The 22,042-nt window shown below is 69.1% G+C and carries 18 protein-coding genes and 1 pseudogene; 12 read left to right on the plus strand and 7 right to left on the minus strand.

Going from position 1 to position 22,042, the window contains the following annotated elements; all coding sequences use genetic code 11:
- Window positions 1-117: 117 nt before the first annotated feature.
- Both CCS01_RS03270 and CCS01_RS03275 read left to right on the plus strand, forming a co-directional pair.
- A complete protein-coding gene (locus CCS01_RS03270; protein WP_204848127.1) occupies window positions 118-591 on the plus strand; it encodes a tyrosine-type recombinase/integrase in 474 nt (157 codons plus the stop codon).
- A 9-nt stretch (window positions 592-600) separates the two neighbouring features.
- Window positions 601-1,782, plus strand: coding sequence for an IS91 family transposase (locus CCS01_RS03275; protein WP_104517399.1), 1,182 nt, complete (start codon window positions 601-603; stop codon window positions 1,780-1,782).
- A gap of 318 nt (window positions 1,783-2,100) precedes the next feature.
- Here CCS01_RS03275 and CCS01_RS34960 read toward each other — a convergent pair.
- The 3 genes and pseudogenes from CCS01_RS34960 to CCS01_RS03290 all read right to left on the minus strand — a co-directional run.
- Window positions 2,101-2,334 (minus strand): annotated as a pseudogene (locus tag CCS01_RS34960) (IS5/IS1182 family transposase); the annotation flags it as partial.
- Window positions 2,335-2,556: 222 nt separating this feature from the next.
- On the minus strand, window positions 2,557-2,781 hold the full coding sequence (locus CCS01_RS03285) for a hypothetical protein (RefSeq protein WP_104517400.1): 225 nt from the start codon (window positions 2,779-2,781) through the stop codon (window positions 2,557-2,559).
- 5 nt (window positions 2,782-2,786) lie between these two features.
- The gene (locus tag CCS01_RS03290) at window positions 2,787-3,053 is read right to left on the minus strand and encodes a hypothetical protein (RefSeq protein ID WP_104517401.1); all 267 of its coding nucleotides are present in this window, start codon (window positions 3,051-3,053) and stop codon (window positions 2,787-2,789) included.
- A 527-nt stretch (window positions 3,054-3,580) separates the two neighbouring features.
- On the opposite strand from CCS01_RS03290, the gene CCS01_RS03295 reads away from it, so the two are divergent.
- From CCS01_RS03295 to CCS01_RS03310, 4 genes are all read left to right on the plus strand, one after another.
- Window positions 3,581-3,787 (plus strand): cold-shock protein, encoded by a 207-nt coding sequence (locus tag CCS01_RS03295; protein ID WP_104517402.1) that lies wholly within the window; start codon window positions 3,581-3,583, stop codon window positions 3,785-3,787.
- 47 nt (window positions 3,788-3,834) lie between these two features.
- The gene (locus tag CCS01_RS03300; RefSeq protein WP_104517403.1) at window positions 3,835-4,035 is read left to right on the plus strand and encodes a hypothetical protein; all 201 of its coding nucleotides are present in this window, start codon (window positions 3,835-3,837) and stop codon (window positions 4,033-4,035) included.
- A gap of 242 nt (window positions 4,036-4,277) precedes the next feature.
- Window positions 4,278-5,027, plus strand: a complete 750-nt coding sequence (trhA, locus tag CCS01_RS03305) for a PAQR family membrane homeostasis protein TrhA (RefSeq protein ID WP_104517404.1) — start codon at window positions 4,278-4,280, stop codon at window positions 5,025-5,027.
- A 205-nt stretch (window positions 5,028-5,232) separates the two neighbouring features.
- Window positions 5,233-5,859 (plus strand): YjbE family putative metal transport protein, encoded by a 627-nt coding sequence (locus tag CCS01_RS03310; protein WP_104517416.1) that lies wholly within the window; start codon window positions 5,233-5,235, stop codon window positions 5,857-5,859.
- A gap of 7 nt (window positions 5,860-5,866) precedes the next feature.
- On the opposite strand, the gene CCS01_RS03315 is transcribed toward CCS01_RS03310, so the two are convergent.
- The gene (locus tag CCS01_RS03315; protein ID WP_158258205.1) at window positions 5,867-7,870 is read right to left on the minus strand and encodes a methyl-accepting chemotaxis protein; all 2,004 of its coding nucleotides are present in this window, start codon (window positions 7,868-7,870) and stop codon (window positions 5,867-5,869) included.
- A gap of 1,713 nt (window positions 7,871-9,583) precedes the next feature.
- On the opposite strand from CCS01_RS03315, the gene CCS01_RS03320 reads away from it, so the two are divergent.
- Window positions 9,584-10,024 carry a CBS domain-containing protein gene (locus CCS01_RS03320; RefSeq protein ID WP_158258206.1) on the plus strand — a complete coding sequence of 147 codons (441 nt, stop codon included), beginning with the start codon at window positions 9,584-9,586 and terminating at the stop codon, window positions 10,022-10,024.
- Window positions 10,025-10,217: 193 nt separating this feature from the next.
- On the opposite strand, the gene CCS01_RS03325 is transcribed toward CCS01_RS03320, so the two are convergent.
- Window positions 10,218-10,877 carry an MFS transporter gene (locus CCS01_RS03325; RefSeq protein ID WP_104517407.1) on the minus strand — a complete coding sequence of 220 codons (660 nt, stop codon included), beginning with the start codon at window positions 10,875-10,877 and terminating at the stop codon, window positions 10,218-10,220.
- Window positions 10,835-11,545, minus strand: coding sequence for an MFS transporter (locus tag CCS01_RS03330; RefSeq protein WP_104517408.1), 711 nt, complete (start codon window positions 11,543-11,545; stop codon window positions 10,835-10,837). Before CCS01_RS03330 ends, CCS01_RS03325 begins: the two co-directional genes overlap by 43 nt.
- A gap of 322 nt (window positions 11,546-11,867) precedes the next feature.
- Between CCS01_RS03330 and CCS01_RS03335 the strand changes: the two genes are divergently transcribed.
- The 5 genes from CCS01_RS03335 to CCS01_RS03355 all read left to right on the plus strand — a co-directional run bounded on the left by CCS01_RS03335 (window position 11,868) and on the right by CCS01_RS03355 (window position 20,260).
- Window positions 11,868-12,725, plus strand: coding sequence for an MIP/aquaporin family protein (locus CCS01_RS03335; protein ID WP_158258207.1), 858 nt, complete (start codon window positions 11,868-11,870; stop codon window positions 12,723-12,725).
- A gap of 177 nt (window positions 12,726-12,902) precedes the next feature.
- The gene (locus tag CCS01_RS03340) at window positions 12,903-16,787 is read left to right on the plus strand and encodes a PAS domain-containing protein (protein ID WP_104517410.1); all 3,885 of its coding nucleotides are present in this window, start codon (window positions 12,903-12,905) and stop codon (window positions 16,785-16,787) included.
- Between the two features lie 32 nt (window positions 16,788-16,819).
- On the plus strand, window positions 16,820-17,206 hold the full coding sequence (locus tag CCS01_RS03345) for a PAS domain-containing protein (protein ID WP_204848128.1): 387 nt from the start codon (window positions 16,820-16,822) through the stop codon (window positions 17,204-17,206).
- A gap of 192 nt (window positions 17,207-17,398) precedes the next feature.
- Complete coding sequence (locus CCS01_RS03350; RefSeq protein WP_104517411.1) at window positions 17,399-18,343, plus strand: TIM44-like domain-containing protein; 945 nt, start codon at window positions 17,399-17,401, stop codon at window positions 18,341-18,343.
- Window positions 18,344-18,451: 108 nt separating this feature from the next.
- Window positions 18,452-20,260, plus strand: coding sequence for an O-acetylhomoserine aminocarboxypropyltransferase (locus CCS01_RS03355; protein ID WP_338049960.1), 1,809 nt, complete (start codon window positions 18,452-18,454; stop codon window positions 20,258-20,260).
- 231 nt (window positions 20,261-20,491) lie between these two features.
- Here CCS01_RS03355 and rfaE1 read toward each other — a convergent pair whose 3' ends face one another.
- On the minus strand, window positions 20,492-21,970 hold the full coding sequence (rfaE1, locus tag CCS01_RS03360; RefSeq protein WP_104517419.1) for a D-glycero-beta-D-manno-heptose-7-phosphate kinase: 1,479 nt from the start codon (window positions 21,968-21,970) through the stop codon (window positions 20,492-20,494).
- Window positions 21,971-22,042 lie beyond the last annotated feature (72 nt).

Consider the following 22,042-nt stretch of genomic DNA (forward strand, 5'->3'; position numbering starts at 1 on the left):
TCTCCATGGCCGCACCATGGTAGGCCACGGTGACCCTCAAGACCCAATTTGCCGCTCTCTCCGGCCTAGGCCGTGCTCAGTTTTCTCCAGCTTTCAACAGCGTGAATCGTGTATCGAATGACCCTGCTGATGTATGCGTGCGGCCTGCGCATCAGCGAGGCCATCACGCTCGAGGTCAGCGCCATCGACCGCGCCGGCCGGATGCTGGGTATCATCGGCAAGGGCAACAAGGAGCGACGGGTGCCGCTGCCGCAGCCGGTTCTCGACGAGCTCAGCCACCTATGGCGGACCCATCACAATCCCCGCTGGCTGTTCCCCAACCGACGCGGTGACGCGCCGCTCGACGATCGGGTTCTGCGTCACAGCTTCGCCGCGGTGGTGGTGGCGAGCGGCATCCGCGGCAAAATCACGCCGCACGCACTGCGCCACAGCTATGCGACCAGGCTGATGGAGAACGGCGTCGACATCCGTGTCGTGCAGATCCTGCTCGGCCACGCCTCCATCACCTCCACCGCCATCTACACCCACCTCACCGCGCCCACCCGGGCGTCGCTTCATACCCTGCTCGATCGATTGATGACCGGCCTCTGAGGCGCGGTCATGATCGAGGTCGCCGACGTGTTCCGCCGCTTTGCGGCGGACTACCTCTCGGCCCACGGCGCGTCGATGCCGCCCTCGCATCGGCGTGCCATCGAGGACATCCGCAACTGCCGCACCGCCGCCCTCGGCGGCCAGGTCTGGCGCTGCGAGGCGTGCAACAGCGAGGTGTTCTCGTTCCACTCCTGTGGCAATCGCAGTTGTCCCAAGTGCCACACCCCCTCGCCTGGCCTTCCAACCAGTCGCAAGCGACTGGCCGGAACCTTGGCCAGTCTCGCCCAGACGCAGGAATGGCTCGAACGCCGTCAGGCGGAGATGCTGCCGGTGCCCTACTTCCACATCACCGTCACCGTGCCGGCTGAACTGCGTGCGGTGCTGCGCGTCCATCAGCGCGCGGGCTATGGCGCGCTGATGCAGGCCAGCGCCGAGGCAATCATCGAGCTTGCCCGCGACCCGTGCTACGTCGGCGGCACCGTCGCCGTGCTCACCGTGCTGCACACCTGGACGCAGCAGTTACACTTCCATCCCCACGTGCACTGCCTGGTCAGTGGCGGCGGGATCTCCGGGGACGGCAGTACCTGGCATCCGGCGCGGCAGAACTTCCTCCTGCCGATCAAGGCGCTTGCCACGCTGGTGCGCGGCAAATTCCGGGCGTTGCTGCGGCAGAAGTGCCCGGATTTCGTCGTCCCGGACGCGGTCTGGCACAAGCCTTGGGTTCTCCACGTCAGCGCCCGCGGCAACGGCGAACGGGCCGTGCTCGACTACCTCGTCCGCTACGTCTTCCGCGTCGCGCTCACCAACGCCCGCATCGTCGGCCTCGACGACAACGGGGTCACGATCCAATACAAGGACCGCAAGAGCCGCCAGCGGCGCACCTGCCGGCTCAGCGGCGAGGCGTTCATGCGCCGCTTTCTCCAGCACGTGCTGCCGCGCGGCTTGCACAAAGTCCGCTACTTCGGCCTGTGGCATCCCAGCCGGCGTCACAATGCCGCCCGGGTGCGGCAGATGCTGCAACTCCAGGCGCCACCCAAGGCCGACGTGGTGCAGGACGACCTGGCTGGTCGACCGCTCGTGCCATCTGCCGAGGCACCGGTGCCGCCGATCGAGCCGCGGGTCTGTCCACACTGTCAGGGGCGGCTGGTGTTCATCCGCAGGCTCACCCCGCAGCAGGCCATGGCGCCATGAGCCGCGGCAGACGCCACCATCCTGTCCGGTCTCGCCGCCGCGTGCTCGTCACGCCACAGGAATCCGCTGTCGCCAACGCAAATCTGGGCCTCATCTTGACCTCAATGACGATGCTGCTCACCCTGAAATCGCCGTTCACACCCGCGATGATGCCCTCGCAGCCGTCGGAAGGTGACGGCCGAGGCGCATCCAACCACTCCAGCAGCAAGCGTTTGCGGTGAAATCTCCATAACGGATTGTCGATCCTTCGAAGCTCCCCGCGTTCGTCCAACGGGGCTTCTGCGGCGGCTTCGCGCCGCACAAACCCTTAATTCGTTTCTCGTCGGAAAGGTTGCGCATGTGCTTGAGGATGGCCAGGCCCGCCATCAGCCGGGTGGGCAGCGGCGGCTGGCCGGGGCCGTCGGTGTAGACCGCATCCAGGTGCTGCTCGATGAAAGCCCAGTCGATGTGCTGCGCGAGCTTCACCAAAGGATGGTTGAGGTCGACAATCTGATCCAGACGCGGCCCCAGCCGCTGTGTCTCGCCGCTGGCGCTTTGCTTGGCTGGCCGCATCGGCAGGATCCTCCCCGGTCCGTGTCGGCCGCAGCCGATCACGGCAGGCAGCGGCGGTCAAATTTCGCCGGAAAACCGCTGGCCCGTGCCGAATTTCTGGCAAATACGATTACTTGCCATGGCAAAGATCCCGCTGGCTACCAGGGGTTTCTGGATTCTTCACAGGCGACTACTTACCCCCTTGGATCGGGAGGGGCAGTGGAAGGACGGCGGGACTCTCTCTTAAGTCACCCCGATTCCTGTCCAGCCGATGGGGTCCACCTCAGTCGGATACTTCTTGCCATCATACGCGCCCAGCAGCGGACACAAAGCACCCAGGCTCCTGAGCTTGGCAACGACGTCCTTCTCCTTGAAATAGCGATGGGTGGCAAGCCAGGCCCGGAACTCTGCAAGTTGCTGCGCCACTATGCTCAGGTTGAAGCGCGGCGCCTCCAGGAATATCGCCACGGGAGTCAGGTCGGAAACTGGGATCGATCAATAATGGATAGAACGAAAAATGAACCGTCCGCATCTCTTCTGGCTACAATGCGAAAGTCGCCGGACCTGAAGACATAATTCCCGGACGTCTCGTCAATCTGGTAGTCCACTGTCGGTGAGGTGGCCAGCTTCTGGATCAGGTTCTGTCTGGCTGCATGCTCCTCCACCATGAACCGGGCATGTTCCGATAGCCGCAGCTTGGCGGGCGGTGTGCTCAGAATCGGGTTGGCAGCCATACCCATGTGAAGCCCCTGAAGCGGAGTCGCATGCCAATCAATCGTTCGCCGGCAGCATACCGCAAGTCATTGCCAGATGCACGTGTATCCGCTGGAGCCCGCGCCTGGCCCGGAACCCGTCCACCCTGCGTCCCGCCCATGGGACGGATCCGCCCCATGCTGGCGCGAACCGCGGGACTCCCCCCATCCCGCCCGGGCCACCATCCAGACCCACCGCCGAGGACCTCTTCGCCTCAGCCTGCCGTATATCCTTTCGCCCGCGCCCCCCGGCCGCCAAGCCCGCCGCTCCCCGGCACCCGTACCGCAGCCGCAAGCAAAACCCACACCCAAGGTACCACTACTATTTTCAACGTGATCCCCCGATCACCGCTGCAATCCTCCGCATTCTCCCCTATATACCCACTTCGGTCGGGCTTTTCCCCCCGGGCATGATCCTGACGTCGCAGGCCACCGCGCTGCTCCGGTCCTATCCGACATGAAAAGTATGGAACCTCCGCGCAGACGCGGAGGCTGACCGGAACTGGAGACCTGTTATGTCTAAAGGCACCGTCAAGTGGTTCAACAGCCAGAAAGGCTACGGCTTCATCCAGCCGGATGACGGTTCAAAGGACGTGTTCGTCCACATCAGCGCCGTGGAGCGGGCGGGTCTCGGCAACCTGAACGAAGGCCAGAGCGTCAGCTACGACATCGAGCGCGGGCAGCAGGGCAAGACCTCGGCGGTCAACCTAAAGCTCGCCTGAATCCGGAAAGGCGGTGCCCCGGCGCCGCCTTTTTCACGAGGATATTCATGATCAAGCACAAATTCGCCAAAGGAGACCGGGTGATCGCGCGAGCGGATGCGTCCAACGCCAACATGCGTCCGGGGATCTACACCATCGTCAGCGTCCTCCCCGTCGCCGGCCGGGGATGCCAGTACCGCGCCAAAAGCGTCATGGACACGCACGAACGCGTGCTGGACGAGGATCTGCTCCAGCCGGCCGACGCCTGAGCGCCCGGCCACGCCGGCGGCCCTGCCGCAAGGGTGACTCCAGCGCCCGCCGCTACTTCCGATGTGATCCCCGCCGGCTCCCGACGCGTCCCCGCGCCCGGCGTTAGCGCATCATCTCGGCTGGGCTTCTCACACTGGGCCACGCTTTGGCGTCGCAAACCACCGCGCTGCTCCGGCTCGCCGACAGGCAACCAACCGGCCACGGCAGGCACGCCGGGGCCGACCGGACGCGGAGGCCACCCATGCCGAACGGTTCCCTCATACGGAGCAACACCCGCGCCGCCCGGCGCCACCAGCCCTCGCCGTCCCGCGCCGGCCGAAGCCCCACCCTGCCGGCGCCGATCATCCAACCCGAATTCCCCGATTACACGACCGCCGAGAAAGCCGTCGACGCCGTCATCCACCTGATCGGCCTCATCGGCGCCGGCATCGTCCTGGGCAACCTGCTGCTCAACCTCGGGCCCGACACCACCCGCGCCCAGTTCCTCGCCCTGATCGTCTATACCGTCGGCCTGGTCGGCATGCTGTCCGCCTCCGCCCTGTACAACCTGACGCCGCCGCGCGCCCGGCGGCTGAAGCGGGCGTTCCGCGCCCTGGACCACGTCATGATCTTCGTAATGATCGCCGGCAGCTACACGCCGATCACCATCAGCACCCTGCGCCCGAGCCTGGGCGTGCCGTTGTGCGCCACAGTCTGGGTCCTGGCCGCCCTCGGCATCGGCCTGCGCCTGGCCTGGCGGCGCATCTACGACCGGGTCTCGCTCGTCCTGTATCTCGGCATGGGCTGGCTGGTGCTGATCGTGCTGCCGCCGCTCGCCGTCGCCCTGTCGGGAGTCCTCCTCGCCCTGCTTCTGCTGGGCGGCGTGATCTATTCGCTCGGCACCCTGGTGCACACGCTGGCGACAGTGCGGTTCCGGAACGCCGCCTGGCACACCATGGTGGTGGTCGCCGCCGCCCTGCACCTGGTGGTGATCGTCAGCCTGCTATCGTGACGGCCACCGCCACGCCGGGCGCCCGTCGTTTCGCCGGTTGACATCGCGGCCCACACCCGGCTTACCCATCGGCAACCGCCCATCCCAGGAGGCTCTCTCCAACGTCGATACCCGCAAACCCAGGATGGCGCTTCCGGCGCCGCCCGATGCCAGCGACGAACCGCCGGCCCTCGTTCCTCCCCGGAAGCCGCAGCAGCGCCCCATGATGTCCGGTCTGTTCGATCCCGCCGCGCTCAGCGCGCTGCTGGAGGTCGTTTTCGTCAACGTCGTGCTGTCGGCGGACAATGCCGTGGTCATCGGCATGGCCTCGCTCGGTCTGCCCGCCAAGCAGCGGCTGCGCGCGCTGTGGCTCGGCATCGCCATGGCGACGGTGCTGCGCGTCGGCTTCGCGGTCATCGCCACCACCATGCTGCAGATCATTGGCCTGCTGCTGGCCGGCGGCATCCTGCTGCTGTGGGTCGGCTGGAAGCTGTGGCGGGAGATCCGCCGCGAAACCTCCATGCCCTGCGAAGCCGCCGCCGATGACCCCGAGACCAAGACGCTCGGCCGGGCCCTGTGGCAGATCATCCTGGCCGACGTGTCGATGTCGCTGGACAACGTGCTGGCCGTCGCCGGCGCGGCATTGAACCACCCGGCGGTGCTGGTGGCGGGCCTGGCGATCTCGGTGCTGCTGATGGGCTTCGCTGCCTCGGCCGTGGCGCGCCTGATCGAGCGCTACCACTGGATCGCCTACGTCGGCCTCGGCATCGTCCTGTATATCGCCGCCCGCATGATCTGGGCCGGCGGCAAGGACGTGTTCTTCGCCGTCACCGAGAACGCGATCCTGCCGTAGTCCCGGCTCAGGCGGCGCGGCTTGCCGGCAATCCGTCGAGCAGCCGCCCAAGCCCGCTCGCCTCGCCGTCCCGCAGCCGGAACACAATCCGCAACGCCCCGGCATCGCTGCCGCCGACGGTGAACGGCAGCCGCAGGCCGGTCCCCGGCAGCCCGAGCGTCCCCTGCGCCCCCGCCGGCAACGGCGCGATCCCGGCGATGCAGGCGCCGCCTGCCGACAACTCGGTCACCTGGCCGGCCTGGTCATGGCCGGCCAGGCTCACCACGCACGGCATGGCGACTGCATGGCGTGGCGATTGCCGCCGATCGGCCTCGGTGGAGGTCCGGACGACCCGGATCACCGAACGGCGGAGTTCCTCGACCGCACCGTTCAATCCGGCCGTGTTGTCGCGCACCTCGGCCGCGCAGGACCGGTTGCGGGTGGCTTCGGCCGACACCTCGCGGATCTGGCCGGTCATGGTCTCGGCCGCGGTCGAGGTTTCCGCGACGTTGCGCGCGATTTCCGCGGTGGCGGCGCCCTGCTGCTCCACCGCCGCCGCGATCGAGCCGGCGATTTCGTTCACCTCGGTGATCGACTGTTCGATGCGCGCCACGGCCGTCACGGAAGCCGCTGTGGCGGCCCGCACCTGGCCAATCAGTTGCCCGATCTCCCCGGTGGAGCGCGCCGTCTGCGAGGCCAGCGCCTTCACCTCGGCGGCGACGACGGCGAATCCCTTCCCGGCGTCGCCGGCGCGGGCGGCCTCGATCGTGGCGTTCAGCGCCAGCAGGTTGGTCCTGGCGGCGATCTCGTTGATGATGTCCACCACCTTGCCGATGCGCTCGACCTCGTTGTTGAGCGTTTCGATGCTGCTGCGGGTTTCGCTGCCCGCCGCCACCGCGCGGTTGACGACGGCGGTGGACTGGCCGACCTGGGCGCTGATCTCGCGGATGGCGGCGGCAAGCTGGTCCGCCGCCTGGGCCACTGTCTGCGCATTGGCCAGCGCCTGACCGGCGGCCGCGGCGGCGGCTTCGGCCGACTGGCCGGTGCGGATGGCCGAGGCGGTCATGTCGTCCGCTGCCGCCGCCATCGCGGCGGTGCGCCCGCCGATTTGCCGCAACGCGACCGCCGTGTCGCTCTCGATCCGGTCGGCCATGTCCAGCAGGGCCGCGTGCTTGGCCTCATCGGCGCGGCGGCGGTCCGCCGCTGCCGCCGCTTCCAGCTCCCGCGCCCGGGCCGAGGTGTCGCGCAGGTCCCGCAGGGCGCAGGCCATTTCGCCGATCTGGTCGGTACGCTCGGTCCAGTGCACGGCGGTGTCCAGGGCGCCGTCGGCAATCCGGTGCATGACGCCGGCAAGCCCGGTGATCGGCCGGACGATGATCCGCAGCGCCAGGAAATAGGCCAGGCTGGTCAGCGTGGCGATCAGCAGCATGCCCAGCGCGGCCTGTTCGACGATGGTCGCCAGGAACGCCCGGGCCTGGGCCTGCGGCACGCCGACGAACAGGATGCCCACGATGCGGCCGTTCGCGTCGCGTATCGGCTCATACAGCGTCAGGTAATCGACGCCCAGGATCCAGGCATCGCCCCTGTACGATCGGCCGTCATGCAGAACGGCATCGTACACCGGCCCGCGGGCGAGCTTCGTTCCGATACCGCGCGATCCATCGGGATTGGTGACATTGGTTGCGATACGGGTATCGCCCTGGAAGATGGTCGCGGCCGCGCCGGTGACCGACTTCACGGTGTCCACGATGTCGTTGCGCCCATTGATCGGGGTCGTGCCGAGCATCAGTCTGCCGTTCGCGTCGATCGACCACCGCGTGCCCAGCGGCGCGAGCTGCAGCTTCAGCAGGGACGCGCTTTGCCGCAGCGAGTCCTGCGCTCGCTGTATGCCGTCGGCGTTCACCAGGCGCAATGTCCATAGCTCGACGGAGATGGCCGTCAGCAGCACGGCCAGCAGCGAGCAGATCAGCAGGCGCGGAACGATGCCGATCCGGTCGATCAGGCGCGGGCGGGGCGAGGCACCGGAATTCATTACTTCTATACCGTAACACGTTGTCATGGCTGCAATCGATTCAGGTCTATAACATCGTCGCATACCGCCGGCAATGATGAAGCCATCCGGTTGCCGCCGCCGTTGATGGCTTCATATGAAATCGTCATGTCCGCCTGGCCGGCTTCCGCGCACGGCGATCCCGGTGGCTTGTTGCAGGCCGCCTGTCATCGGGTCAGCGTCCTCGACCATGGGTCCCGGGGCATCGGTCCATCATGGATCGCGCGGCTGGCCGATCCCGCGAGGCCGGACCATCGGCCGCTTTTGCCGCGGCACGGCGGGAACTGGTCTCATGATAGAGGCGGCCCTCATTGACGGGAGCCGGCACGGCCTGCAGGAACCCGTGCAGGCCCCGGCGCGCGGTCGACTTCAGAACAACGAATTTTGGCGCGTTGGCTTGTGTTGTCCTAACGCCAGGCATGGCCTGCCACAGGGGCACCTCGCGTGCCGTCGAGGCATTGCGACCGCAGGTCGCGACCAGATCTTCTCTGCGCGCTCTGCGCTCCGCTCGGCGATCTCTGCGTTGAAAAATGCGACGCCGCAACAAACGGTGGCGTTGCCGGTGGGTTGCCCAACCGGAAACGCCGGTGGCGCCGCAACAACCGCGATTCAACGCAGACTTCGCAAAGCGGAGCGCAGAGCACGCAGAGCAGGATTCGGGCGGCCGGCCACCGCCTTGCCCTGGCATCGTCCGAATGGTCGAGCAATTATCATTTGGCAACTGATCGACGGGTCAATGGTGGCCCCGCACGGTCCAGGCGATCCGGCCGCGGTGCGCCGCGCAGTGACTCGTCGCGGGTCATCATCATGGCGGCCCAAGGACGGTCTCGTCGCAGCCCTGCCGCAGACCCGGTCCGGCTGGCGCATTGGCGGGTCCAGGCGTGTCGGGCATGCGGCTTGCCTGCCGTGTGCCGATGACCGCATACGCGCCGGGTCATTTGATGCAGGCGGCTGCCGCCGGCGTTACTGCGCAGGCGCCGCTGCCGGCGTTACTGCCCGGCTTCTCCCGCGGGTAGGCATTCCGGACCGACCTGCCCGCCGTCGGCCTGGTTTCCGCCGTTCGCGCCAGGTTCGCCCCGCGGACGCGGCCGAGCCATGCGGGCCATGTCCCCTGGCGCACCGCCATGCCGGTCGGTCGTCGCCTGGCGCCGGTGGACGGAGCCTGACGCCGTGCTCGTCGCATTGGATCGAATTGCCGCGCCTCTACTGTCAGGTATTGCAGCCTGTCTGTTGGTTCAGCCGGTCCGGCCCAAGCCGACCGAAGAATAAATGTGTGCCGGCCGGGGACGAGTCGTCCGCCGCTCCTGGCGCGGGTGGATGAAGCCGGCGCGTGTTCACGCTATGCTAGCTGGATCGTCCCCGCCTCGCATTGGATCAAACGATCGCGCTTTACTGTCCAGTATTCCAGCATATCTGCCGGTTCAGCCGATTCGGCCAAGCTGATTAAAGAATAAATGTATGGCGAGGCCAGGAATGAACCGCCCCGGCAGGTGGCCGGACGCGCCGGGCGCCGCGATTTTGCAGGACTTGGCCGCTAACTCGCGAGTAGCAGGTCGAGGGCTTCTTCTATTGCAGGTGTGCCATTCCACATTGTGCTTTTCCTTTGGCCGAATAACGGTTACAAACGTTTCTAGTCTGCCGGATTTTCTTGTCGTGACGCTGGCGGGTGCCAAACCGCCTGAAAAGGATCCTTCCATGACCGTTGCCGCCCTGCTGAAGCAAAAGCCCTACAATGTCGTGATCGTCCGGCCCAAGGACCGGGTCTTTGACGTGGTCCACGGGTTGGCCAAGCACAAGATCGGGGTGGCCGTTGTCATGGAAGGCTCCAGCCTGGTCGGCATCATCAGTGAGCGCGACGTCATGCGCGGCCTCGACGACAAGGGGTCCGAGCTGCTCGATGTGACAGTCGACCAGCACATGATCCGCGACGTCTGGACCTGCTCGCCCCGCACCACGGTCGATCAGGCCATTGCCCTGATGACCAAGGGCCGGTTCCGCCACCTGCCGGTCATGGATGAAGGCAAGCTCCTCGGCGTGATCAGCATCCGTGACCTGCTGAATGCCGCCGTCGCGAAGCAGGCGGTCGACGTGAGCTCGTTGCGCGGCTACGTCGCGGGCGCCTACGCGCGGGTCTGACGTTCACGAGCCGGGGTCAACCCGGCTCGTCCCTGCGCGACCGTGATGCCCGCCCGGGCAACGCCTCCATCCCGACGGCGCGACGCGGTGTGTGCCGAGCGCCCGGCCGGAACCGGATCGAGACAACAGACGACCCGGCTCCAGTAGATACAGGGGCATGACATACCGGCTCCGCCCCCGCGCGGAGCGGCCGTCAGGCCGGCGTCGGGACCACCGACGGCTGGCTGGCGCCGGGGCGGGTCTCCGGCATGAAGTACCAGACGCCCGTCCAGGCCGCGGTGCCGGCGGTAGCCAGCGCAAGAAACGCCGCTTGGTTGCCGAAAGCGTCCGCAATAACGCCCGCGCCTACCGTGCTAATCGTGGCGCCAAGCGCCGACAGCAGCCCCACCACGCCCATCGCCAGGTTGAAGTGCCCGCGCCGGTGGGTCATGTCGGCAATCGCCAGCGGCACCAGCACGCCGAACACGGCGGCGCTGATGCCGTCCAGCGTTTGCCACAGCGCCATCGGCACGGGGCCGCTGTCGAAGGCGAACAGCAGGGCCCGCACCGGCAACGCGGCAAAGCCGATCAGCAGCAATCCCCGGCGCCCATGGTGGTTTGCCAGCCGCCCCACCCAGGGCGACCAGGCCGCGGCCAGCAACTGGGGAACCATGATGGCCACGCCGATGGCGAGATTGGCCTGCGTCCCCGCCTGCGCGCCCGCCTGCGCGCCCGCCTGCGCGCCCGCCTGCGCCCCGGCCTGCGCCCCGGCCTGGGCGACAGCGCGCGCCGCGGTCGGCAGCAGCGCGGCGTTGCCAAGCTGGAACAGCATCAGGCAGGCCGCGAACGCCAGGAACCCACGGTCGAGCACCATCGCATGCGGCGGGTGCGGCGGCCGGGCGTGGCGCGGCAGGACGGCGACATGGGTGGTGCGGCTCGGCGCGGCCTCGATGTCGGCAATCCGGATGGCCCACACCGCGGCGAGCGCGGGACCCCACAGGCCATCGCCAGCCAGAACCCGGCGGCATCCGAGACCTGCGCCGCCGCCCCGATGACCATTGCCGCCACGGCGCTGCCGACGGCGGCATAGCGCACGTTGTGGCCGAACTTCTCGCCCAGCTTCTCGTGCCGGCTGATCGCCAGCGTCAGCGCGGCGATGGCCGGGGTCAGCACGCTGGCGCCCGCCCCCTGGAGGAACTCGGCGGCGAGCACCGGAATGCGCTGCGGCGCCGCCGCCATCAGGGCCGCCGACGCCATGATGGCGGTGACGGCGAGCGACGCCACCAGCCGCGTCCGGTGCAGCCAGTCCAGCATCGCCCCGCCGGGAACCTGGCAGGCGATCGCGACGACAGTGCCGACGCCGAGAACCGCGCCGATGTCCGTGGCGCTCCAGCCGTTGGTGGTCAGATAGACTGACAGGAATGCGCCAAACGCGGTTTGCATCAGCGCGGTCAGGAAATTCAGCCAGTTCATCGCGGCGAGACTTGCCGATGCGGCTTTCCTGGCGCCGGCTGGCCCTGCGTCCGGGTAGCCAGGGTGCATGACGGACTCAATATTGTTAGACGTTAAGTACTATTATTTCTTCGCAATTTTGCCATACTTCACGCTGCCCCCAAACGGAATTTTGATTTCAGCTCCGAACGGAGAATTTCCGCCCGGAACACGGTGTCCCCGCAGCGCACGACGCGGGCAGCGCCGGCATGCGCGCCGTCGCCGGCCGCCCTGGCGCGCCCGCGGGGAATGTGGTCTGATCCTGCAGACGCCGCGCCGCGCTGCCCCACCGGCGCGTGCCGCAGAGCACCGCCGGCGCCATGCGATCCGCCGACCGGCTGATGCCGTGCCCCGGTTGCGAGGAGAACCGCTGATGCTGCACGCGTTGCGCCACCACTGGCCGGAATACCTGGCGGAGGCCGGCGGGCTTGCCGCGATGATGCTGGTCCTTGCGCTGGCCGTCACCGCCGCCGAGGTGCCGCTGATCCCGGCGCTGGGCGCCCTGCCGCCACTGGCCCGCCGCGGCCTGGAGGCGCTGGCCGGCGCGGCCACGGTCACCGCCATGGTCTATTCGCCCTGGGGGCGGCAGTCCGGGGCCCACTTCAACCCTGCCCTGACGGTGGCTTTCACCCTGATGCGCCGGATGCGCGCCTGGGACGCCGTCTTCTATATGCTTGCCCAGATCGCCGGCGGCCTGGCCGGGCTGCTGCTGGGACGCGTGCTGCTCGGCAGTGTCCTCCGCCGGCCGCCGGTGCTGTGGCTCACCATCGTGCCGGGTTCGGCCGGTGATCTCGTCGCCTTCCTGGCCGAGTTCAGCGGCGCCTTCGTGCTCATGAGCGTGCTGCTGCTCGTCGGCGGGGTCAAGCGGATCGCCGCCCTCACCGGCTTGGCCGCAGGTGTCCTGATGTTCGCCTTCCTCGCCGTCGAGGCGCCGGTGTCCGGGTTCAGCCTCAATCCGGCGCGCAGCCTGGCAACTGCCCTGCCGTCCGGCATCTGGACCGCGTGGTGGGTCTATCTGCTGGCGTCGCCGCTGGGCATGGCCGCCGCCGCGCTCGTCAACCGCGAGGCGCACCTGCCGAGCCTGCGCTGCGCCAAGCTGCTGCACGATGGCGGCGTGCGCTGTATCCACTGCGGCTACGTCCCGCCTGTGCCCGGCATGGCGGCGCAACCGGGGGCTACCCCATGCCGGACTGCCGACGCGGCCGGATCGTCGTCGCCGGCGGCGCTGTGAGCATTGCGGGTGGGACCTCTCCGGCGATCACCGTCCGGTACCCTATCGGCAAGGCACCTGATCCGGTCCCGGCACGAACGCCGCCGGAGCGGTCGCGCCGGCCGCTTCGGCCCGGCACGCTGAATCCAGTTGCCGAATGGATTGCAGCCACGGTCTCGTTTATAGTCCTGGCCCAGGATGCCGGCGCGCCGGCATGAAGGCACCTGCGGAGCATATTTCCTGGTTGATTGGCCGTCCTCGCTACCCTCGGCGACAGAGGCCGCCTGCGCGCAGGATCTGCCGAAGGCCGTGGACGCGCTGCCATGCCCCGTCGCCGTCGTCGGCGGCCCCGACGGGCGCATCCTCGCGGTCAACGCCGCCTGGGTTCGCCTGCTGGGCGCGCCCGACCGCGCCACCTGCCTCGGCCAGCCGCTGGAGGCGGTCGTTCCCGCGGCAGGCCACCTCGTCCAGGCCGTGCTGCGCGGCGCTCCGGCGGCACGCCAGGCCGCCATGCCGCGCGCGGCCGATCCGGCGGGCGCGGCAACGTGGTGGGACGTCGACGTCGTTCCGTATCCCGGCCACGATGGCGCCGTGCTCGTCACCGTCGGCGATGCGACCGAGCGCGTGCTCGCCCGGCGGGAGGCCGAGGACGCCCGCGAGGCCCTGACCCCCATTGGCGAGCGGCTGCGCCTGGCGCAGGAAGCCACCGGCGTCGGCACCTGGGAATGGAATGCCGCCGCCGGCGGACGCCTGTCCTGGTCGCCCGGACAGTTCCGCCTGTATGGCCTCAACCCGGCCGCCGATGCGCCGCCATCGGTCGCCGGCTGGATGGCGATGATCCATGTCGCCGACCGGGCCCTGGTCCAGGCCTCCCTGGAAGCCGCGGATGCCGCCCGGCAGGTGGAATTCCGCCTGCGGCGCGCCGACACCGCCGCCGAGCGCTGGCTGCTGTCCCTGGGACGCGTCGCCGCGCTCGATCCGCAGGGCCGTCCCGCCCGGGTGCTGGGCGTCAGCATCGACATCACCGAGCGGCGGGCGGAGCAGGAGGCGCTGCGCCGGAACGAGGAACGCCTGCGCCTCGCCGCCGCCGCCGCCCGGGTTTATGCCTGGGACTGGGACATCCTCAACGACAGGATCACCTGGGCCGATGGCCTGGAGCAGGAACTGGGCCTGCCGCCCGGTGGCTTCGGCGGCAGCCTCGCGGCCTTTCGCGCCCTGGTCCATGCCGACGACCTGCCGCAGGTGGAAGCCAGCCTGCAGCGCGCGCTGTCCGGCCAGACGGAGCACTATCGCGCCGAGTTCCGCATGCGCCGCGCCGACGGCAGTCTGCGCTGGACCGCGACGCAGGCGACCATCCGGCGCGATGCGGACGGCCGCCCGCTGCGCATCGTCGGCATGGACCACGACGTCACCGTCCGCAAGCAGGCCGAGGCGGCGCTGCATGAGCGCGAACGGCAGCAGGCGGCGGTGGCGAGCCTGGGCCAGTTCGCGCTGCAAGGCCAGCCGCTGCCGGCCGTCATGCAGCAGGCCATCCGCGTCCTGGCCGAAACGCTGCGGGTCGAGCTCGTCGCGCTGTTCGAGCTGCTGCCGGATGGCGAGACGCTGCTGCTGCGCGCCGGCATGGGCTGGGACGCCGCCTATCCGGTCGGGCAGGTCGCCTTCCCCGCCGGGTGGCGGTCCCAGGCCGGCTTCACCCTGCTGCGCGATGCCGGCCCGGTCGTCGTCGACGACCTTGGGACCGAAGCCCGCTTCCAGGGGCTGCCGATGCTGCGGCAGCACGGCGTGGTCAGCGGCATCAGCGTGATCGTCCGCGGCATCGACGAGACCGGCCCGCCGCTGGGCGTGCTCAGCGTCCACACCGCCCGGCAGCGCCGCTTCACCGAGCACGACATCCGCTTCCTCGAGGCCGTCGCCAACATCCTGGCCGCCGCCATGCAGCGCGAGCAGGCCGAGACCGCGCTGCGGCTGCACCAGGCGTCCCTGCGGGCAATGGTGGACGCCATGCCGCAGCTCGTTTTCGTCACCGCGCCGGACGGCCAGGCCGAATACCGGAACCGGCGCTGGAGCGAGTATTGCGAATCGGCGCACGATCGGGCGCCAGACCAGACGGCGGGGGACGGCTGGATCGCGACGGTCCACCCGGAGGATCGCGCGGTTTCGCTGGCGCTGTGGCAGCGGTCGCTCGCCGCCGGCGAAGTGTATGAACGGCTGCACCGGCTGCGCGGCCGGGACGGGCAGTACCGCTGGTTCCTGACCCGCGCCGTTCCCGAGCATGCCCCCGGGGGCGCTCCCGAGCACGCCCCCAGGGACGGGCGGATCCTGCGCTGGATCGCCGCCTCGACCGACGTGTCCGCCCTGGTCGAGGCGCGGGAGGCTGCTCTGCAGCGCGCCGCCGGACTGGAACTGCGCGTCGTCGAGCGCTCGCGCGCCCTGGCCGAGGCGGCCGACGCGCTGGCGGCCGAGATGCGGCGGCGCCAGGACATGCAGGCGGCCCTGCTGCAGTCGCAGAAGCTGGAAGCGCTCGGCCAGCTGACCGCCGGCGTGGCGCACGACTTCAACAACGTGCTGTCGGCCATCCTCGGCAGCTTCGACCTGATCGCCCTGCGCAACACCAATCCGCAGGTCGATGAATTCGTCGTCCACGGACGCCACGCCGCCCACCGCGCCGCTGCCATGATCCGGCAGTTGCTCGGCTTCAGCCGGCAGGAGGCGCAGCGCCTCGCCGTCGTTGACCTGGCGGAGACGCTGCCCGAAACCGGCCAATTCATCGGCCACGCCATCGGCGCCGTCATCAGCCGGACGCTGGATGTCGCCGCCGATGTCTGGCCGGTGCTGGCGGATGCGCATCAGCTGGAGGTCGCGCTGCTCAACCTGGCGATCAATGCGCGCGACGCGATGCCGAACGGCGGCACCCTGACGCTGGGCGCCCGCAACCTGCCGCCGCCGGAACGGCCAGCGGCGCTGCCACCCGGCGACTATGTGTCGGTGTTCGTGCGGGACACCGGCACCGGCATGCCGGCGAGCGTCCTTGCCCGCGCCACCGAGGCCTTCTTCACCACCAAGGCGCCCGGCAAGGGTACCGGGCTCGGCTTGCCGATGGTCCAGACCTTCGCCGAGCGGGCGGGCGGCTGCGTGCGGATCCACAGCCAAGCCGGCGCCGGTACCCGCGTGGAGATCATCCTGCCGCGGGCGTCCGTCAGCGACATCCGTCCGGACGATGCCCGTGACGGCGAGGCCGCCGCCCCGCCGCGGCCGGCGGCGATTCTGTTCGTTGAACAAGAGGATCAATTGCGCCAGATCATGGCGGGCTACCTGCGCGCCCTGGGTTATTCCGTCACCGAAGCGCCGAATGCGGAGATTGCCCTCGTGCTGGCCCATGCGATCGAAGTCCTGGACCTGCTGCTGGCCGACGTGACCGTCGGACCGGCCGTGCTGGAGCGGCTGCAGGCCGAGCGGCCCGGGCTGCGGGCGCTGTTCACCGCCCGGGATGCCGTCCCGCCCGGCATCGACCCGGCAATGGTGCTGAAAAAGCCGTTCAAGGGCGTGGATCTGGCCCAGGCGGTCAACGAGCGGCTGGCTCCGGCCCTGGCGGAGAGCGCCGCGAGCCCGGATCGGCTGGTCGGGCGGCTGCGCAGTCCCAGGTTGCTGGCCGCCTACCTCTACTGGCGGGCGGCGCGCAACGGCAACCGGCCGCCGCGGCTGCCCGACTTCAACTGGGGCGGCCTGCCGCAGGCCGACAATGCCTTTACCGCGGCCGTGGAGCCGGCGGAAAACGGCCTGCGCTTCCGTTACCTGCAGGTGGGCGCCGCGCTGGAGGCCCGGCTTGGACGCCCGTTGCGCGGTGTCCTGACGTCCGATCCGGGGGCGCCGGACCAGGACGAGGCGGCGCTGGGCTCGCTGGATGGCGCCTACCGCCGCTGCGCGCGGACGCTGTCGCCCAGTTACGAATACGCCAGCTACGACTTCGGCGACGGCGCTCCGGTCCTGTTCGAGCGCCTGATCCTGCCGGTGTCGGATGATGGTGAGCAGGTGACCCATCTTGTCGGGATCGTCCTGTTCAACGGCACTGCACGCACGAACTGAACCACGCGACGGACAACGGAGGCGGAATTTCCTTGCCCTCAGACATTGCCATCCCTGATTTCGACGAACCGCTGCTCGCCAAGGCCGTGGAACGGCTGTCTCCCGAGGAGGTGGATGCGCTGCCGTTCGGCGCCATCCGCCTGGATGCCGAGGGCACGGTCCGGTTCTACAGCGACGCCGAGCGGCGCCTGTCGGGCTATCCCAAGGCGGCGGTCGGACACAAATTCTTTACCGAGATCGCTCCGTGCATGAACAACGCCGCCTTCCGCGGCCGCATCGAGCAGGCGCTGGACGCCGGCCGGCTCGATATCCGCTTCGGCTTCGTCGGCGACTTCTCGTCCCCGGCCACCGAGGTCGACGTCCGCGTGCAGTCCGCGACCAGCGGTGGCTGCTGGATCTTCATCCGGCGGGAGGGCTGACGCGTCCGGTGGCGGGTGGGGTCGAGGCCGGCGCATCCCGCAGTCCCGGCAGCCAAGCCATTCTCTGGCCTCGCTTTTTTCCGGTACGCTCCGAGCCGGGCCGCAATCCGCCCGGCACCGGCCCAACCCCCTCTGGCCAGGACTGGCCGGACGCACCATATTGCGCGCGTGACAACATCAAAGCGAAACCAAATGCGACGCACCTCTGCTCTGATCGCCGGTTCCGCGGCTTTGGCGCTGGTCTTGTCCCCCGGACTGGCCGATGCCCGTGCCGGCGGTGGCAGCTCGTTCGGCAGCCGCGGCAGCATGACCTATTCCGCGCCGCCGACGACACGCACGGCGCCGTACTCGGCGCAGCCGATGCAGCGCAGCATGACGCCGAACGCGCCGCAGTCCGGCTATAGCAACTACGGCTCCTATGCGCCGGGCTATCAGTCCAGGCGTTCGGGCTTCATGTCCGGGCTGATGGGCGGCCTGATTGGCGCCGGCATCGGCGGGCTGCTGCTCGGACACGGGTTCTTCGGCGGCGGCATGGGCGGCTTCGGCTTCCTCGGGCTGCTGATCCAGCTGGCGCTGCTGTACTTCCTGGTTCGGTGGCTGTACCGCCTGTTCACTGGCCGCTCGCCGGCGGTCGCCTCAGGCCCCGGCATGTTCGCCCGCAACGGGCTGGGCAACATGTTCAGCCCCGGCGGGATGCCCGGCGGCGGCGCGGCCGGGCGCGGCGGACCGCCGCCGATCACCGTCACCCAGGCCGACTACCAGCAGTTCGAGCGGCTGCTGCAAGGCATCCAGTATGCCTGGAGCAACCATGACCTGAACGGCCTGCGCACCATGGCGACGCCCGAGATGGCCAGCTACTTCGCTGAGCAGCTTGCCCAGCAGGTCAGCAGCGGCGTGCGCAACAGCGTCACCGACGTCCGCCTGGAGTCGGGCGACCTGGCGCAGGCCTGGGCCGAGCAGGGCCGGGAATACGCCACGGTGGCGATGCGCTTCTCGATGATCGACGTGACGCGCGACGCCTCGGGCCGGGTGGTCGACGGCAGCCCCAACGAGCACACCAGCGCCACCGAGCTGTGGACGTTCGTCCGCTCGCGCGGCGGCCAGTGGATCCTGTCGGCGATCCAGCAGGCGCGGTAGATCCGCCTCAACGCAGCCAATCCCCCTGGTGGCTCGCGCTGTCAGGGGGATTTCTGTATTCGGTATACCTCTATCCAGGAAAGCCGGCGCCAGCAGGAGGCCGATGTCATGACCATGCTCGAACCCATTCCCTATACCGACGCCAAGCTGCGGCACATCCTGTCCACCGTGCGCACCATCGCGCTGGTGGGCGCGTCGGCCAACTGGAACCGGCCGAGCTACTTCGTCATGAAGTACCTCCAGGGCAAAGGCTACCGGGTGATCCCGGTCAATCCCGGCCTCGCCGGCAAGGATCTGCTGGGCGAGCGGGTCTATGCCAGCCTGCGCGACATCCCGGAGCCGATTGACATGGTCGAGGTGTTCCGTGCCTCCGACGCGGTGCCGCCGGTCGTCGACGACGCCATCGCCATCGGCGCCAAGGTGGTTTGGATGCAGCTTGGCGTCCGCCACGACGACGCCGCCGCCAGGGCCGAGGCCGCCGGGCTGGACGTCGTGATGAACCGCTGCCCGAAGATCGAGTTCGGCCGCCTCGGCGGCGAGCTGTCCTGGAGCGGGGTGAACTCCGGCATCATCCGCAACCGCCCGCCGCAGCCGCCGACGGACCGGGCGCGCAAGCCGCGTCCGCTGCCGGCGGCCGTGGACGGCGGCTACGGCTTCGAGACCCGGGCGGTACATGCCGGCGCCGCGCCGGACGCGGCCACCGGGGCGCGCTCGACGCCGATCTACCAGACCACGGCGTATGTGTTCGACGACGTCGACCACGCGGCGTCTTTGTTCAACCTGCACAATTTCGGCTACATCTACTCCCGCCTGACCAACCCGACGGTGGCGGTGCTGGAGGAGCGCGTTGCCAGCCTGGAGAGCGGGCGCGCCGCGGTTGCCTCCGCCTCGGGCCATGCCGCACAGTTCCTGACTTTCGCCACGCTGCTGGAGCCGGGCGACGAGTTCCTCGCCAGCCGCAACCTGTATGGCGGGTCGCTGACCCAGTTCGGGTTGTCGTTCAAGAAGCTGGGCTGGACCTGCCATTTCGTCGATCCGCTGGACCCGGAGAACTTCCGCCGGGCGCTGACACCGAAGTGCAAGGCGATCTTCGTCGAGAGCCTGGCCAATCCCGGCGGCATCATCGTCGACCTGGCGGCGATCGCCGAGGTCGCGCATGCGGCCGGGCTGCCGCTGATCGTCGACAACACGCTGGCGACGCCATATCTGTGCCGTCCGTTCGAGTGGGGGGCGGATATCGTCACGCACTCCACCACGAAGTTCCTTGGCGGCCATGGCAACGCGATGGGCGGGATCGTCGTCGAGTCGGGGAAGTTTGACTGGGCGCAGGGCGGGAAGTTCCCGTCGATGACCGAGCCGGAGCCGGCCTATCACGGGCTGCGGTTCTACGAGAATTTCGGCGACTTCGCCTTCACCACCAAGGCGCGGGCGGTGGCGCTGCGCGACTACGGGCCGTCGATGGCGCCGATGAATGCGTTCCTGACGATCACCGGGATCGAGACGCTGCCGCTGCGCATGGAGCGGCACTGCGCCAACGCGCAGGCGGTGGCGGAATTCCTGGCGGCGCATCCGCGCGTGGCCTGGGTGTCCTATGCCGGGCTGGAGAACAACCCATATCACGCGCTGGCGCGGAAATACCTGCCGAACGGGGCAGGGGCGGTGTTCACCTTCGGCGTCAAGGGCGGCTACGAGGCGGGGATCAGGCTGGTCGAAAGCGTTGGCCTGTTCTCGCACCTGGCCAATATCGGCGACACCCGCAGCCTGATCCTGCACCCAGCCTCCACCACGCATCGGCAGTTGACCGACGAGCAGCGGCTGGCAGCCGGCGCCGGGCCGGATGTGATCCGGCTGTCGATCGGGCTGGAAACCGCGGCGGACCTGATTGCGGACCTGGACCAGGCGCTGGTGCGGGCTTGAGACGCCTGGGGGGCTGATCCGGTCCGTTGCCTCACCGTCATGGCCGGGCGTGTCCCGGCCATCTGCGCTTCAACGGTGGGGGGTGGATGGCCGGGACACGTCCGGCCATGACGGTGAGAGAACGGCCTTGGCCAAGGGAACGGCTTTGATCAGGGGACGGCCTTGCGCCAGGGGAACAGCCCTGCGCCGGGGCGACGACCTTGCCCTGCCGCAACCCGAGGCGTCCGTGCCCTACACCGCCGGCGCGGTCATCCGCCGGATCGTCCCGGTCGTGCTGTGGCCCTCGCGCAGCGTCACCAGCAGCACCCTCCCGCCCCAGCCCTGCACCAGGTCGCCGCCGACAACCTGATCGACCGTGTAGTCGGACCCCTTCACCAGCACATCCGGCCGCAGCGCCTTGATCGCCTCCAGCGGCGTGTCCTCGTCGAACAGGATCACCATGTCCACCGGCGCCATCGACGCCATCACCGTCGCCCGCGCCGTCTCGTTCTGCAGCGGCCGCGTCGGCCCCTTCAGCCGCTTGACCGAGGCGTCGGTGTTCAGCGCCACCACCAGGCGATCACAGGCGGCGCGCGCCTCGCTCAGCAGGCGGACATGGCCGGGGTGGATCAGGTCGAAGCAGCCGTTGGCAAAGCCGACCTTGAAGCCACGCCGGTGCCAGTCGGCGACTTTCTCGACGGCGTCTTCCAGGCTGTACACCTTGCGGTCGGTTTCCATCAGGTCCGCCAGGTGCAGTTCGTCCAGCAACTCCTGCCGGGAGACGGTCGCGGTGCCCTGCTTGCCGACGGAAATGCCGGCGGTGGCGTTGGCCAGCATCGCCGCTTCCGGCAGGCCCGCGCCGGCGCCCAAAGCGACCGCGAGGGCGGCGACCAGCGTGTCGCCGGCGCCGGATACATCCGCGACCTCACGCGCCCGCGTCGGCAAATGCAGCGCCTCGGCGTCACACCGCACCAGGGTCAGCCCCTTGGCCGAGCGCGTCACCAGCACCGCCTGGCCGCCGGTCGCCGCCAGCGCCAGCGTTCCGGCGCGGGTCGCCTCGGTGTCCTGCTCGGCGTCGATGCGGGTGGCCAGGCGCACCTCGTGCTCGTTCGGCGTCAGGATGGTGGCACCGCGGTAGGCGGCGAAATCAGGCCGCTTGGGGTCCGCGATGACGATCCGGCCGTCGCGGGCGGCCAGGGCGAGCACCGCCTCCAGCACGCCGTCGCACAGCACGCCCTTGGCGTAGTCCGACAGCACGACGACATCCGCCGCGGCAAGGCTTTGCCCCACCGCGTCCAGCACCGCCGCCGCGCCGTCGGCATCCAGTGGGGCGGTGGTTTCCTCGTCCAGGCGCAGAAGCTGGTGCGATCCTGTCATGAACCGGGTCTTCGACGTCGTCGGCCGATCGGCGAGGCGTACCAGGGCCGGGGTGATACCGGGGGTGTCCGCCACCAGACGCTCCACCATCGCGCCGGCCGGATCGTCGCCGATGACGCCGACGAGAATCGCCTGGCCGCCCAGGGTGGCAACGTTCAGCGCCACGTTCGCGGCGCCGCCGAGCGTGCAACGATTTCCCGAAGGCCGCAGCACCGGAATCGGCGCCTCGGGCGACAGGCGCTGCACCGCGCCGGAGACATAGCGGTCGAGGATCACGTCGCCGATAATCAATACACGGGCCGAATGGAAATTGCGGACGACGGCTGCCAGCTCGCCATCCGTCGGCGGCAGCATCCGGGTCGGCTCTGCCGGAATGTCGGTCACGCGGCGATCCCTTCTCACGCGGTCGGAAGCGGCCTTCCAATA

The organism is Rhodopila globiformis (assembly GCF_002937115.1).
GTDB classification, from domain to species: Bacteria; Pseudomonadota; Alphaproteobacteria; order Acetobacterales; family Acetobacteraceae; genus Rhodopila; species Rhodopila globiformis.